15 protein-coding genes are annotated in these 13,704 nt (G+C 69.9%); 6 read left to right on the forward strand and 9 right to left on the reverse strand.

Going from position 1 to position 13,704, the window contains the following annotated elements:
* Positions 1–55 precede the first annotated feature (55 nt).
* Positions 56–730 (forward strand): leucyl/phenylalanyl-tRNA--protein transferase, encoded by a 675-nt coding sequence (gene aat / locus AC1DW8_RS14135; RefSeq protein ID WP_478094786.1) that lies wholly within the window; start codon positions 56–58, stop codon positions 728–730.
* On the opposite strand, the gene AC1DW8_RS14140 is transcribed toward aat, so the two are convergent.
* A complete protein-coding gene (locus tag AC1DW8_RS14140; protein WP_056781144.1) occupies positions 699–956 on the reverse strand; it encodes a sulfurtransferase TusA family protein in 258 nt (85 codons plus the stop codon). The genes aat and AC1DW8_RS14140 overlap by 32 nt on opposite strands.
* A complete protein-coding gene (locus AC1DW8_RS14145; RefSeq protein ID WP_478094789.1) occupies positions 953–2,191 on the reverse strand; it encodes a cysteine desulfurase family protein in 1,239 nt (412 codons plus the stop codon). The genes AC1DW8_RS14140 and AC1DW8_RS14145 overlap by 4 nt, the downstream gene beginning before the upstream one ends.
* 249 nt (positions 2,192–2,440) lie before the next feature.
* On the opposite strand from AC1DW8_RS14145, the gene ctaC reads away from it, so the two are divergent.
* The 3 genes from ctaC to AC1DW8_RS14160 are packed head-to-tail and all read left to right on the forward strand — an operon-like array spanning position 2,441 to position 5,507.
* Positions 2,441–3,331 (forward strand): aa3-type cytochrome oxidase subunit II, encoded by an 891-nt coding sequence (gene ctaC / locus AC1DW8_RS14150; protein ID WP_478094955.1) that lies wholly within the window; start codon positions 2,441–2,443, stop codon positions 3,329–3,331.
* Positions 3,331–5,100: an aa3-type cytochrome oxidase subunit I gene (ctaD, locus tag AC1DW8_RS14155; protein ID WP_200959053.1), complete on the forward strand. Its 1,770-nt coding sequence runs from the start codon at positions 3,331–3,333 to the stop codon at positions 5,098–5,100. The genes ctaC and ctaD overlap by 1 nt, the downstream gene beginning before the upstream one ends.
* Before the next feature lie 5 nt (positions 5,101–5,105).
* Entirely contained in the window at positions 5,106–5,507 is a 402-nt protein-coding gene (locus AC1DW8_RS14160; RefSeq protein WP_056781137.1) for a cytochrome c oxidase subunit 4, read from the forward strand.
* Between the two features lie 460 nt (positions 5,508–5,967).
* Here AC1DW8_RS14160 and AC1DW8_RS14165 read toward each other — a convergent pair whose 3' ends face one another.
* From AC1DW8_RS14165 to ctaE, 6 genes are all read right to left on the reverse strand, one after another.
* Entirely contained in the window at positions 5,968–6,318 is a 351-nt protein-coding gene (locus AC1DW8_RS14165) for a metallopeptidase family protein (protein WP_056781133.1), read from the reverse strand.
* Positions 6,319–6,396: 78 nt separating this feature from the next.
* A complete protein-coding gene (locus AC1DW8_RS14170) occupies positions 6,397–6,957 on the reverse strand; it encodes a DUF2231 domain-containing protein (protein WP_478094792.1) in 561 nt (186 codons plus the stop codon).
* Between the two features lie 177 nt (positions 6,958–7,134).
* The gene (gene qcrB, locus AC1DW8_RS14175; protein WP_056781126.1) at positions 7,135–8,898 is read right to left on the reverse strand and encodes a cytochrome bc1 complex cytochrome b subunit; all 1,764 of its coding nucleotides are present in this window, start codon (positions 8,896–8,898) and stop codon (positions 7,135–7,137) included.
* Positions 8,895–10,004 (reverse strand): cytochrome bc1 complex Rieske iron-sulfur subunit, encoded by a 1,110-nt coding sequence (gene qcrA / locus AC1DW8_RS14180; RefSeq protein WP_056781123.1) that lies wholly within the window; start codon positions 10,002–10,004, stop codon positions 8,895–8,897. Before qcrA ends, qcrB begins: the two co-directional genes overlap by 4 nt.
* A gap of 49 nt (positions 10,005–10,053) precedes the next feature.
* Positions 10,054–10,863 (reverse strand): cytochrome bc1 complex diheme cytochrome c subunit, encoded by an 810-nt coding sequence (gene qcrC / locus AC1DW8_RS14185; RefSeq protein ID WP_056781121.1) that lies wholly within the window; start codon positions 10,861–10,863, stop codon positions 10,054–10,056.
* Positions 10,864–10,924: 61 nt separating this feature from the next.
* On the reverse strand, positions 10,925–11,587 hold the full coding sequence (gene ctaE / locus AC1DW8_RS14190; protein ID WP_081633962.1) for an aa3-type cytochrome oxidase subunit III: 663 nt from the start codon (positions 11,585–11,587) through the stop codon (positions 10,925–10,927).
* A gap of 214 nt (positions 11,588–11,801) precedes the next feature.
* Here ctaE and AC1DW8_RS14195 point away from each other — a divergent pair, with 214 nt between their 5' ends.
* Both AC1DW8_RS14195 and trpD read left to right on the forward strand, forming a co-directional pair.
* Positions 11,802–12,272 carry a response regulator gene (locus AC1DW8_RS14195; RefSeq protein ID WP_056781286.1) on the forward strand — a complete coding sequence of 157 codons (471 nt, stop codon included), beginning with the start codon at positions 11,802–11,804 and terminating at the stop codon, positions 12,270–12,272.
* Positions 12,273–12,275: 3 nt separating this feature from the next.
* A complete protein-coding gene (trpD, locus tag AC1DW8_RS14200; RefSeq protein WP_478094796.1) occupies positions 12,276–13,325 on the forward strand; it encodes an anthranilate phosphoribosyltransferase in 1,050 nt (349 codons plus the stop codon).
* Between the two features lie 93 nt (positions 13,326–13,418).
* Here trpD and AC1DW8_RS14205 read toward each other — a convergent pair whose 3' ends face one another.
* Positions 13,419–13,703, reverse strand: a complete 285-nt coding sequence (locus AC1DW8_RS14205; RefSeq protein WP_020145466.1) for an Lrp/AsnC family transcriptional regulator — start codon at positions 13,701–13,703, stop codon at positions 13,419–13,421.
* Between the last annotated feature and the right edge of the window lies 1 nt (position 13,704).

Genomic DNA, 13,704 nt, shown 5'->3' on the forward strand with positions numbered 1-13,704 from the left:
GACGGTCATCGCGAGCCGCTGAGCAGCCCACCCCCACGAGAGCCGGAGCCCGTCAGTGCCCACGCCGCCGCCGTCCACCCCCTGGGACTTCGCGCTCGACCGCGTCCCCCCGGGGGAGGACCTCATCGGCATCGGCGCCGACCTCGACGTCGCGACGCTCTTCGAGGCCTACTCCGTCGGCGTGTTCCCCATGGGGATCGGTGACCACGGCGCCGAGCCGATCGGGTGGTGGTCACCGGACCCCCGCGGCATCCTGCGGCCGCGCGAGCTGCGCGTCAGCCGGTCGCTGCGCAAGGCCGTGGCCCGGTTCGAGGTGCGCGTCGACTCCGACTTCCGCGGGGTCGTCGAGGCCTGCGCGGCCCCGGACCGGGACGGTCGCTGGATCACCCCCGAGATCGTCGACGCCTACGTCGAGCTCCACGACGCCGGGTGGGCCCACTCGGTCGAGACGTGGCAGGACGGCGAGCTCGTCGGCGGCCTCTACGGCGTCGCCATCGGCGGACTCTTCGCGGGCGAGTCGATGTTCCACCACGAGCGTGACGCCTCGAAGGTCGCCCTCGTCGGTCTGCGCGACCTGCTCATCGCCGACGGGGACCCCCGCCGCCTCGTCGACGTCCAGTGGCAGACGCCGCACCTGGCCACGCTCGGCGTGCGCGAGGTCCCGCGCGACGAGTACCTCGCGATCCTGCCGACCGTGCTCAACGCGCCGCTCCCGGCCCGCTGGGCCTGACCACCTCGACGAGGTATGCCGTGTGGTCGCCCTCCGCACGCGCCTCGACGAAGCGGTGGCCCCGCATCCGGCACCAGGCCGGGACGTCGTGGGCGGCGGCCGGGTCGGTCGCCAGGACCGTGACGGTCGCGAGGTCCGGCCGGTCGCGGACGAGGCGGGCGAGGCGGATGACGGGCAGGGGGCAGCGTTCGCCGCGCGCGTCGACGACGCTCGGGTCGTCGGTCACAGGTCACCGACCCCGAGCTGGTCGCGCACGGCGCGGACGGTCGGGGCGAGGGCGGCCGTGAAGACGCTGACGTCGTCGGCGAGGGCGGGGGAGACCGCGGGCAAAGGCAGGGTGACGCGCACGTTGCCGTGGGTCAGGACCCCCATCGCCGCGAGCACGTGGCTCGGCTCCAGCGTGCTCGACGTGCAGGCCGACCCGCTCGCCACCGCGAAGCCGGCGGCGTCGAAGGCCCCGACGACGGCCTCCCCGTCGACGTAGAGGCTGGAGAAGGTGACGACGTGGGGGAGCCGGTCGTCCGGGTCCCCGACGACCTCGGTGTCGGGCACCGCGGAGGCGGCGCGGCGGATGTCGTCGACGAGCGCGCGCGTCACCTGTGTGTCCGCGGCACGGGTGGCCGTCGTCTGCTGCCACGCCTCGGCCGCGGCGAGGGCCAGCGGCACCCACGGCGTGACGTCCGCACGGCCGTGCTCGACGTCGGCGCGGGCCTCGGACCAGTGCCAGCGCACGCCCTCGCGGACGACGAGCACACCGAGCGGTGGTCCGCCCCACGACCGTGCGTCACCGACGAGGACGTCCCAGTCCGCAGGCACGTCGTCGCGTCCGAGGGACGCCGTGGCGTCGACCACGAGGGGTGTGCCGTGGGCCGCGGCGGCATCACGGGCCGCCCCGAGAGGCTGGCGCGTGCCCACCTCGCCGTTCGCGCTCTGCAACGCCGCCACGACGGTGCCGGGGACCGCGAGGGCGCTCCGCCACGCGTCGAGGTCGAGCCGCCCCAGGGGGTCGACCTCGACCTCCGCGAACAGGGACGCGTCGTCGGCCGCGGCCGCCCGCGCCCGTCCCGGGACGAGGACGGCGGAGTGCTCCACCGCGGAGGCCACGGTGCGCCCCCCACGCCGGCGGGCGGCATACGCCACCCCGTCGACGGCCCGGGCCAGCGCGGTCGGCCCGCTGGGCAGGAAGCTCACCTCGGTGGGTCGCACCCCCAGACCGGCGGCGACGATCTCGCGGGAGCGGTCGAGCAGGGCCCGGGCCCGGCGCCCCTCGGCGTGCAGGCGGGCGGGGTCGGCCCAGCCGACCTCGATCGCGGCCTGCAAGGTGTCGCGTGCGACGGGGTGGAGCGGGCCGGACGAGGCGTCGAGCAGCCGCCGCACGCCCGGTGACCGGGTCGACCGGGGCGTCGCCACCGGTGCCGGCTCGCGGTCGTGCTGACGGTCGTCGGGGAGCCCGCCGGACACCCGCTGGGAGCCTCCGGAAGGGGCGGACGGACGGGGTCCAACGTTCGTGCCCGGATCGTGACTGACCACTCCGCAACGTTAGCCGCCCCCTGCGGACAGCGTGACAAGAGGGACGGTAGGGTTGCGCCGTGGGCCTTGGTGCCCAGACGGTTTGACGTGAACACGTTCGACGCGCGCCCTGCGCGCCCACGTACGGAACGAAAGGTGCACCTGGTGCCTGAGCACGAAGACACCCCAGCGGCAACGCCGGTGGTGACGACGGTGGTGGGGGAGACCGGGCGGCGACGCACCGGGCTGCGCCTCGCCGGGATCGCCGGCCTCGCCGCACTGGCCCTCAGCGGTTGCCAGGGACAGGTGTCCAACGGATACCTGCCCCCGGTGGTCTCCGACAGCGGCCAGCGGGTCACCGACCTGTGGATCGGCAGTTGGATCGCCGTCCTCCTGGTGGGGGCCCTCACGTGGGGCCTGATGCTCTACGCCGCCATCCGCTTCCGCAAGCGCAAGGGCGACGAGACGCTTCCCGTCCAGCTGCGCTACAACGTGCCGATGGAGATGCTCTACACGGTCATCCCCGTCTTCATGGTGGCCGTCTTCTTTTACTACACCGCGCGTGACGAGGCCAGGCTCGTCGACACGAGCACGAAGAAGGACCTCACGGTCAGCGTCGTCGCGAAGCAGTGGAGCTGGGACTTCAACTACGTCGACTCCAACGTCCACGAGACCGGAGTCCACACCGAGCTCGACGGCACCGAGGGCAAGCGCGCGCAGATGCCCGTGCTCTACCTGCCGGTCAACAAGCGCGTCGAGTTCGTCCTCAACGCCCGCGACGTCATCCACAGCTTCTGGGTGCCGGCGTTCATGATGAAGATGGACATGCTCCCGGGCAAGACGAACAAGTTCCAGCTGACGCCCACGCAGGTCGGCACGTTCCAGGGCAAGTGCGCCGAGCTCTGTGGCGCCTACCACTCGCAGATGCTCTTCATGGTCAAGGTCGTCCCGCAGGCCGAGTACGACCAGGAGATGGCCCACCTCAAGGCCATCGGCCAGGAGGGCCTCATCCCGGTCGACGTGAGCCGCGAGAAGATGGTCCAGGCTGACATCGACAAGATCCCCGCACCGGCTCGCACTGGGAGCAACTGATGACCTCCGCAACGTACAACCGCGAGGCGCAGGCCCCGAGCATGACGGCCGCGGCCCGCCCGCGCCTGGCCAAGGGCCAGACCTTCGTCAAGTGGGTGACGACGACCGACCACAAGGTCATCGGCAACCTCTACTTCATCACGTCGTTCATCTTCTTCCTGCTCGGCGGCCTCATGGCGCTGCTCATCCGCGCCGAGCTCATGGCCCCCGGCCTGCAGATCGTGGACAACCCCGAGCAGTACAACCAGCTCTTCACGATGCACGGCACGATCATGCTGCTGCTCTTCGCCACGCCGCTCTTCGCCGGCTTCGCCAACGCCGTCATGCCGCTGCAGATCGGTGCGCCCGACGTCGCGTTCCCGCGCCTCAACATGTTCGCGTACTGGCTCTACCTCTTCGGTGGCCTCATCGCGTCCATCGGCTTCCTGACGCCCCAGGGTGCTGCCGCGTTCGGCTGGTTCGCCTACGCGCCGCTGTCCGACGTCAGCTACTCGCCCGGTGTCGGCGGTGACCTGTGGGTCTTCGGTCTCGCGCTCGCAGGTTTCGGCACGATCCTCGGTGCCGTCAACTTCATCACGACGATCATCTGCCTCCGCGCGCCCGGCATGACGATGTTCCGCATGCCGATCTTCACGTGGACCGTGCTCATCACCTCGCTGCTCGCGATCCTCGTGTTCCCGATCCTCGCGGCTGCCCTCTTCGCCCTCGGCGGTGACCGGCGCTTCGGGATGCACATCTTCGACGCCGAGAACGGTGGGGCCATGCTCTGGCAGCACCTGTTCTGGTTCTTCGGGCACCCAGAGGTCTACATCATCGCGCTGCCGTTCTTCGGCATCATCAGCGAGGTCCTGCCGGTCTTCTCGCGCAAGCCGATCTTCGGCTACAAGACCCTCGTCTTCGCCACGATCGCCATCGCGGCCCTGTCGGCGAGCGTCTGGGCGCACCACATGTACGTCACCGGACAGGTGCTCCTCCCGTTCTTCGCGGTCATGACGATGCTGATCGCCGTGCCGACCGGCGTGAAGTTCTTCAACTGGATCGGCACCATGTGGGGCGGCAAGGTCGTCATGGCCACGCCGATGCTGTGGGCGATGGGCTTCCTCGTCACGTTCCTCTTCGGCGGTCTGACCGGCATCATCCTGTCCAGCCCGGCGCTCGACTTCCACCTGTCCGACAGCTACTTCGTCGTCGCGCACTTCCACTACACCGTCTTCGGCACGGTGGTGTTCGCGATGTTCGCCGGCTACTACTTCTGGTGGCCCAAGCTCACCGGTCGGATGCTCGACGAGACGCTCGGCAAGATCCACTTCTGGATGCTCTTCATCGGCTTCCACATGACGTTCCTCATCCAGCACTGGCTCGGTGTCGAGGGCATGGCCCGTCGCTACGCCGACTACCTGCCGGAAGAGGGCTTCCAGCTCGCGAACATCGTCTCGAGCCTGGGCGCGTTCCTGCTCGGTGCCTCGATGATCCCGTTCGTCTACAACGTCTGGAAGACGTGGCGCACGGCGCCGCTCGTCGAGTCCGACGACCCGTGGGGCTACGGCGCGTCGCTCGAGTGGGCCACCTCGTGCCCGCCGCCCCGCCACAACTTCACGTCGCTGCCTCGCATCCGGTCCGAGCGCCCCGCGTTCGACCTGCACCACCCCGAGTCCGCAACGGGTGTCGCGCCCGTCGCCGACCAGGGCACTCTCGTCCAGGTCATGGGCCCGGCCGACGTGGCCGGCTCCGAGAAGGCCACCGCCAGCACCCAGAAGCGTGAGGACTGATCCCGATGCGCGTCGAGACCAAGCTCTTCCTCTACCTGTTCGTCTTCTTCGTCCCCGTCGTGCTCATGTACGGCTTCTGGTCCAAGTGGGAGGAGCCGATCGGCGTCACGGCGCTGATCCTCACCGCACTGCTGTTCGCGCTCACCGGCTTCTACCTCTGGATGACCGGCAAGAAGCTGCCGCTGCGCCCCGAGGACAACGCCGCCGGTGAGATCGAGGACGCCGAGGGCAACTACGGCTACTTCGTCGCCAGCTCCTGGACGCCCCTGTGGCTCGCCGGCTCCGGCGCCATCATGTTCGCCGGCCTCGCGATCGGTTGGTGGCTCTTCATCATCGGCGCCGTCTTCGCGGTCGTCGCGGTGTGCCTGTGGGTCTTCGAGTCCTTCTCGGGCGAGTACTCCATCTGATCTCGAGCCTGACGTCGCAAGGGCCCCGGTCGCCGACCGGGGCCCTTCGTCGCGGTCGGCCGGAGCTCGTCGGGTCGACGAGCCTCCACGCCGGACGTACGAACGTGCTGCGGAGATGACGTCGTCGCCCGACCCTGACGACGGGTCCTCCGGGTCCGGACAGCGCGAAGGGGAAGGCCGTGGCCTTCCCCTTCGATCCGACCCTGACCTTCACGGCCCGAGCGGCTCGCAGTGCGATCGTGTGGGAGAGAACATCTGACGCACCTCCATCCGATCGGTTGAACGGTTCCTCGACGGTATCCCCGGCAGGCTGCGACGACAAGGGGCGCTCGGGGTGGACCGGACAAAACTGTCCCGCCTGCGAGACGTCGCGCGGCGCGACGCCGCAGGTGGCCGCGCTGTGGCCCAACTGTGGCCCGCTGTGGCCCGCTGTGGCCCCGACGGTGGCCCGGTGCGGAGCTCAGCCCCAGCCCAGCTCGTGGAGATGGTCGTCGTCGATGCCGAAGTGGTGGGCCACCTCGTGCACGACGGTGATGGCGATCTCCTCGCGCAGCGTGGCGGCGGTGTCGCACATCCGCTCCAGGGGGCCCTGGAAGATCGTGATGCGGTCAGGGAGCGAGCCAGCGTCCCACCAGCCGTCCCGCTCGGTCAGCGGGGTCCCGTCGTAGACGCCGAGCAGCTCGGGGTCATCGGGCGGGGGCTCCTGCTCGACGAGGACCACGACGTTGTCCATCGCGCGGGCGAGCTCCTCGGGGATCGAGTCGAGGGCGTCCCCGACCGCCTCCTCGAACTCGGCCTCGGACAGGTGCATGGGCCGAGTCTGTCACGCGGGCCGAACGGCCCCGAGGGGTGGCCGTGGCCCGCTGCTGCGCGGAGCACGGCTGCGTCCTCAGTTGCCGTCGTCGCCGCCGGCCGGCGCCGGGGTCTGGGACACGGAGTCGGACCAGGCGGCCTGCGCGCCGCTGTGGCCGATGCGCACGACCTGCACGGTCGTCCCGAGGGCCGCCACGAGGCCGACGACCGCGCCGGCGACGAGGAGCCAGCGCGGCACGAGCGAGGTGCGGGCGGGCGTCTCGTCGGTCGGGTCTGCGGCCGAGGCGCTCGGCGCGACGGTGGGCACGGCCCGACGCTCCCGGCGGGCCACGACGAAGAGCAGGGCCGCCGCGACGGCGAGTCCGAGGACCCACGGAAGCAACCCCTCGGCGAGCTGTGAGTGCGTCTCGATGAGGTCGCTGTGCTCCACGTGTCGTTCGAGGGACTCACCCGACTCGGTCGACAGGGGAGTGAGCACCACCGCGAGGACGGACAGCGCCAGCGGCATCCAGGCGGCCCACCGACGGAAGCGCGGCCACACGGCGGAGAGCAGCACCGTGACGGCGGCGGCCGGAACGACGACGGTCGCGTGGACGATGAGGGGATGGACGGGGAGGCCGAAGATCGTGTCGAGCATGGAACCTGCCTGTCGTTGGGGGACGGGGGTACGGCCGTGCGCCCAGATGCTCTCGACGACATCTCAGAAAGTTCTCATAACCGACATCTCGGGTCACGGTGCGTCGCCGGACGCCGAGAGGGACCTCCCGCACCGGGAGGTCCCTCTCGTGTCGGTGTCGCCGGAGGCGACCAGGCGTCAGCCGTGCTGCTTGTCGGCCTTGATCGTCTCGCGCTCTTGGCCGGCCCCTGCGGGCTCGATGGCCTCGTGCCCGCCGTCGGGCGCGGCCGCGTGGTCCTCGTGCTCGTGGTGGGCCGCCTCGAGCTCGGACGGGGTGGCCGGGGCGACGCGGTCGCGGAAGTAGAAGTTCGAGAACTTCGCCCGGAGGCGCTCCTTGCCGGCGATGGGGCTGTCGACGCCGTTGGCGTCCTTGCCCGCCGTGAGCTCGAGCGGCTCGTGGGACTCATGCTGGACCAGGGCCCAGCGCTCGTCGGGGGTGAGCGGAGCGTGGATCTCCTCGAAGCGACCGTCGGCGTGCCGCCAGATCGTGCCCGTCTCACGACCGTGGAGGACCTTCTGGCGGTCGGCGCGCTGCAGGCTGAGGCAGATGCGCTTGGTGATCCAGAAGGCGACCGGCGGCGCGACGAAGAAGAGCACGCGCAGCGTCTGCGTGATGTCGTTGATCGACAGGTGCAGCTTGATCGCCATGAGGTCGTTGCCGGCAGCGAGGAACAGCACGACGTACATCGAGATGCCGGCGATGCCGATGGCGGTGCGCGTCGGCGCGTTGCGCGGACGGTCGAGCAGGTGGTGCTCGCGCTTGTCACCGGTCACCCACGACTCGACGAAGGGGTAGACGCCGATGATCGTCCACATGAGCGGCAGCAGGATGAGCGAGCCCGGGAAGATGTTCATGCTCCACGTGAAGCCGAACGTCTCGAACTCGAGGAAGCCGGGCAGCAGTCGCAGCGCACCGTCGGCGAAGCCCATGTACCAGTCGGGCTGGGAGCCCGCGGTGATGGGGGAGGGGTCGTACGGACCGTAGGCCCAGATCGGGTTGATCGTCACGACCGCCGAGATGAGGGCGATGACGCCGAAGACGATGAAGAAGAAGCCACCGGCCTTGGCGATGTACACCGGCAGGAGCGGGTAGCCGACGACGTTCTTGTTGGTGCGGCCCGGTCCGGGGAACTGCGTGTGCTTGTGCAGGAAGACGAGCAGGATGTGCGCCGTGAAGAGGCCCACGAGGATGGCCGGGATGAGCAGCACGTGCGCCGAGTAGAGGCGCGGGATGATCGCCTCGCCGGGGAACGCGCCTCCGAAGATGAAGTACGACAGGTAGGAGCCGATGACCGGCGCCGACTGGATGAAGCCGTTCATGGCGCGGATGCCGGTGCCCGAGAGCAGGTCGTCGGGGAGCGAGTAGCCCGCGAAGCCCTCGATGCACGCCAGCAGCGACAGGATGGTGCCGAAGACCCAGTTGATCTCACGCGGCTTGCGGAAGGCGCCGGTGAAGAAGACGCGCGCCATGTGGACGAAGACCGACACGACGAAGATCAGGGCGGCCCAGTGGTGGATCTGACGGATGAGCAGACCGCCGCGGATGTCGAAGGAGATCCCGAGCGTCGAACGGTAGGCGTCCGACATCGTCACGCCCTGGAGCGGGACGTAGGAGCCGTCGTAGACGACCTGGCTGGCGCTGGGCACGAACCAGAAGGTGAGGAACGCACCGGTCAGCAGACAGACGATCATCGAGTACATCGCGATCTCGCCGAGCATGAACGACCAGTGGTCGGGGAAGACCTTCTTGGCGAGGAAGGAGACACCCTTCGCACCGCCGAGGCGGTCGTCCATCCAGCCGGCGATGCCGCCGAGCGGCTTGGTGGCGGACGCGCGCTCGTCGGCCTGGCGGTCGCCGGCGCGGAGTGCGTCCGCGGGACGAGTCTCGTTGATGGTGCTCATCGCGCACGCTCCCAGAAGCTCGGTCCCACGGGCTCTGCGAAGCCTGCGGGGGCGACGAGGTAGCCCGCGTCGTCGACGGTGATCTTGAGTTGCGGCAGCGGCCGCTTGGCCGGGCCGAAGATGACGGCGCAGTCCTCGGTGAGGTCGAAGGTCGACTGGTGGCACGGGCAGAGCAGGTGGTGCGTCTGCTGCTCGTACAGGCCGACCGCGCAGCCCACGTGGGTGCAGATCTTGGAGTAGGCGACGACGCCGTCGACGCCCCAGTCCTTGGCCTTCTGCACCTTGATCAGGTCGGGGTCGAGGCGGATCAGGATGACCGCCGCCTTGGCCTTGGCCTCGAGGACGTGCTTGCCCTCGTCGATGTACTTCTGGAGTGTCTCGGGCATCACGTGGAAGACCGAGCCGGACGTGACCTCGTCGAAGCGGATCGGCGTCATCTCCGGGTCACGCATGAGCCGGATCGGCTTGCCGCCGTTGTCCTTCGGGTCCCAGATGGTGTGCTTGAGCTCCTCGACGTTGGTCGGGCCGAGCGAACCGGCGACCTGCAGGCCGAGGGGGAGGGCGAAGAGGCCGAGCGCCCCACCGAGGGAGTACTTCAGGAGCGGGCGGCGGTTGAGCTGCGTCGACGCGACGCCCTCGTTGACGACGGCGACGGCCTTGGCGCGCTGCTCGGTCGTCGAGGCCTGCTCGTGGCGCTCCTCGACGATCTCCTCGTCGGACATCAGCGTCTTGGCCCAGTGCACGGCGCCGATGCCGATGAGGAAGATGGCGAAGCCGAGCGACAGGCCGAGCACGACGTTCTGGGTCTTGGCGATCCCGATACCGGGGAAGAAGAAGGTCGCCTCGTCGGGGATGGCGAAGTAGCTGACCAAGAAGACGAGCGTGGCGAGCATCGACAGACCGAACATCGTCGCGACCTGGCGCTCGGCGCGCTTGGCCGCCGCGGGGTCGTCGTCGGCGGCGCGGTGCACGTGTGCCGGCAGACCGGGGTTCTCGAACTGGTCCACCCCCCTGATCAGCGACGCCGGGAGTCGCTCGGTTCCGGCGTCGGACGCCGGGACGAGGGACGTGCTGGTCCCGTGGTCCGTGGTGTCGTTCTCGTTCATCGGGTCGTGGTCCTGTCGTCGTTCGTGATCGAGGCGATGCAGCGCGGGCTCATGCTGCCTTCTTGCCGAGCCAGACGGCGCAGCCGATGAGGATGCCGAGCGCGAACACCCACGCGAAGAGCCCCTCGGACACCGGGCCGAGGTTGCCCAGCGTGAGGCCGCCGACGTTCGTCTCGTTCTCCTGCGCCTTGAGGTAGGAGATGACCTTCTGCTTCGCCTCGGGCGTGAGGTTCATGTCGTTGAAGACCGGCATCGACTGCGGCCCGGTCACCATCGCCTCGTAGATGTGCTTCGGCGTGGTGCCCTCGAGCGCCGGGGCGTACTTGCCGCGGGTCAGGGCGCCGCCCGCACCGGCGAAGTTGTGGCACATCGCGCAGTTGACGCGGAAGATCTGGCCACCCTCGGCGATGGCCTTGTTGTTCTCCGGCGTGCCGGGCTCGATGACCGTCGTGTACTTCTCCTCCGGGATCGCCGGGCCGGGGCCGAGCGAGGCGACGTAGGCCGCGAGGGCGGAGATCTGGGCGTCGTCGAACTTCACCTTGTTCTGGGGCGCCTGGACGTTCGGGCCGGCGAGCGGCATACGTCCGGTGCCGACCTGGAAGTCGACCGAGGCGGCGCCCACGCCGACGAGCGACGGGCCGGACTTCGTGCCCTGGGCACCGACGCCGTGGCAGGTGGCGCAGTTGGCGATGAAGAGGTCCTTGCCGTGGGCGACGTCGTCGGCGGCCGCCGTGGGAGCCGCCGCGTTGGCGTCCTTGGGGGCGAGGAAGGAGTAGGCGCCACCGGTCACGAGGAGGCCGAGCAGCAGCAGCACCGCGATCGCGGCGGGGTGTCGGCGTCGGGCGGCCAAGGCGTTCACTGTGGGTTCCTGTCGTCCATGGAGGTGGGGGTCGGGTGCAGCTGCGCGATCATGCCGGGGGTCAGCGCAGGATGTAGATGGTCGCGAAGAGCGCGATCCACACGACGTCGACGAAGTGCCAGTAGTACGACGTCACGACGGCGCCCGTGGCGTTGGCGTGCGTGTAGCGCCGCGTCGTGAAGGTGCGGGCGATGATGAGCAGGAAGGCGATGAGGCCGCCGGTCACGTGCAGACCGTGGAAGCCGGTCGCCATGTAGAAGACCGAGCCGTAGGCGTCGGAGCTCAGCGTGACGTTCTCGTGGACGAGCTCGGAGTACTCCATGACCTGGCCGGCGATGAAGAAGGCGCCGAAGAGGTACGTCAGGACGTACCACTCGCGCATGCCCCAGCCCTTGATGTCGAGGAGCTTGCCGGTGCGGGCCTTCTGGCCGCGCTCGGCCTTCCAGACGCCGAGCTGGCACCACACGGAGGAGATGACGAGCACGAGGCAGTTGACGCTCGCGAAGGGCAGGTTGAGCTTCTCGGTCTGCACCGCCCAGAGGTCACCGCGGACCGACCTGAGCTGGAAGTAGACCGCGAAGAGACCCGCGAAGAACATGAGTTCGCTGGAGAGCCACACGATGGTGCCGACGGCAACCATGTTGGGGCGGGTCGCCGGCCCGTGATGGGCCGGATTCGCTACTGCGCTTGAAGGAACTGCCGATGCTGTCGCCACGTTGGACATTATTCCCACATTCCTGTCCGGCTGTGCGAGGGACCCCCCGCTTCGGGGCCCTTTCTCGCGCGGGTGTAGAGGATTCGTGACCATTCCGACATGAACCCTGAACAGCCGTGTCGTGGGCCGTCCGGGACCACCCTCCCACGTCGGTCTGAGGCGTCGTCTCGCGGGTGGGGAGGTCGGTGCGGTCGGTCGCGACCCGCCCGGTAGCATCGGTCGCATGACCGCCTCGAACGACAGCGCAGCGCAGGGCACGTCCACCGACATCGCGACGACGACCGGCGCGCAGCGGCCGGTGGCGCGGGTCAGCGTCCTGCTCTACAGCGACGACATCACGACCCGTGACGCGGTGCGCGCGGCGGTCGGCCGTCGCCCCGCCAGGGACGTCGAGGTGGTCCGCTGGCACGAGTGCGCGACGGCCGACGCCGTGATCAGCTCGGTCGAGTCCGAGCGCTTCGACATCCTCGTCCTCGACGGCGAGGCCGCCAAGGTCGGCGGCCTGGGCCTGGCCAAGCAGCTCAAGAACGAGATCTTCGACTGCCCCCCGATCGTCGTGCTCACGGGCCGTCCGCAGGACAGCTGGCTCGCCGCCTGGTCCCAGGCCGACCTGGCCGTCCCGCACCCGCTCGACCCGATCGCGCTGACGTCGGCCATCGCCACGCTCGCGCGTTCGGGCGTGCCCACGGCCTGACGCATGGCGCCCGACGCGACGACCTGGCCTGCACTGCTGACCGACCTCATCGCCGGTCGTGACCTCGATCGGCCGACGGCCGAGTGGGCCATGGGGCAGATCATGAGCGGGGAGGCCACGCCCTCTCAGGTCGCGGGCTTCCTCATCGGCCTGCGCGCCAAGGGCGAGAGCATCGAGGAGATGCGGGGCCTGGCCGAGCAGATGCTCGCCCACGCGCGGCGGATCGAGGTGCCGGGGCCGAGCCTCGACATCGTCGGCACCGGCGGCGACCGGGCCCACACGGTCAACATCTCGACGATGTCCGCGATGGTGGCCGCGGCTGCCGGCGTGCGTCTCGTCAAGCACGGCAACCGGGCCGCCTCGTCGTCGTCCGGCTCGGCGGACGTGCTCGAGGCCCTCGGCGTCGACCTGTCCCTGCCTCCCGAGCGTGTCGTCGAGGTGGCGTCGGAGGCCGGCATCACCTTCTGCTTCGCGCAGACCTTCCACCCCTCGTTCCGTCACACCGCGGTGCCGCGCCGCGACCTCGGCATCGGGACGGCGTTCAACTTCCTCGGTCCACTGACCAACCCGGCCCAGCCGACGTATGCCGCCGTGGGCTGCGCGGACGCCCGCATGGCCCCGTTGCTGGCCGGCGTCTTCGCGCACCGTGGCAAGGACGCCGCGGTGTTCCGCGGCGACGACGGTCTCGACGAGGTCACCGTCTCGACGACGACGCACGTGTGGTGGGTCCGCGAGGGCTCCATCACCGAACGCTCGCTCGACCCCACTCGCCTCGGCGTCGAGCTGCACCCGATCGAGGAGCTGCGCGGCGGCGACGCGGCGCACAACGCCGGCGTGGTCCGTGACGTGTTCGCCGGCGCGACGGGAGCCGTCCGGGACGCCGTGCTCCTCAACGCCGGGATCGCGCTCGCGCTGACGCGTCCGGACACGGGGGCGTCGGAGGGCGACTTCGACCGTGACGTGCGTGCCGGGATGGACCGTGCGGCCGAGGCCATCGACAGCGGAGCCGCGACCGGCCTCGTCGAACGCTGGGTGGCCGCGACCCGACGCTGAGCCGGTCGGACAGTCAGCCGGTCGGCTCGCTCAGGCGTCCACTCGGTCGGCTCGGCCGGGGTCCGCGACGAGGCGAGGGTCTGTGTCGACCTGCTACTCGCCCTCGAGCCCGAGGCTGAAGGCGGCCTCGAGGTCGTGCGACGAGTAGGTGCGGAAGGCGATGTGCGTCGACGTTCCGACGATGCCCTGCACCTTGTTGAGCCGGTCGGCGATGACGTCCGCGAACTCCTCGTGCGCCTTGACCCGCACCATGGCGATGAGGTCGGCGTCGCCCGTCACCGAGTAGACCTCGGACACGGCCGGGATGTCGGCGATGGCCTCGGCCACCTCCGGGATGCGGTCGACCTCGCAGCTGATCATGACGATGGCGGTGATCACG

Source organism: Terrabacter sp. P2_E3, from assembly GCF_056403915.1.

Bases quoted from the DNA above. Each gene is read 5' to 3' on its own strand.
- ctaE (WP_081633962.1), bottom strand. From the start codon at position 11,587: ATGTCCAACGTGGCGACAGCATCGGCAGTTCCTTCAAGCGCAGTAGCG.
- AC1DW8_RS14170 (WP_478094792.1), bottom strand. From the start codon at position 6,957: ATGCTCGACACGATCTTCGGCCTCCCCGTCCATCCCCTCATCGTCCAC.
- ctaD (WP_200959053.1), top strand. From the start codon at position 3,331: ATGACCTCCGCAACGTACAACCGCGAGGCGCAGGCCCCGAGCATGACG.
- qcrB (WP_056781126.1), bottom strand. From the start codon at position 8,898: ATGAGCACCATCAACGAGACTCGTCCCGCGGACGCACTCCGCGCCGGC.
- AC1DW8_RS14165 (WP_056781133.1), bottom strand. From the start codon at position 6,318: ATGCACCTGTCCGAGGCCGAGTTCGAGGAGGCGGTCGGGGACGCCCTC.
- trpD (WP_478094796.1), top strand. From the start codon at position 12,276: ATGGCGCCCGACGCGACGACCTGGCCTGCACTGCTGACCGACCTCATC.
- AC1DW8_RS14195 (WP_056781286.1), top strand. From the start codon at position 11,802: ATGACCGCCTCGAACGACAGCGCAGCGCAGGGCACGTCCACCGACATC.
- AC1DW8_RS14160 (WP_056781137.1), top strand. From the start codon at position 5,106: ATGCGCGTCGAGACCAAGCTCTTCCTCTACCTGTTCGTCTTCTTCGTC.
- qcrA (WP_056781123.1), bottom strand. From the start codon at position 10,004: ATGAACGAGAACGACACCACGGACCACGGGACCAGCACGTCCCTCGTC.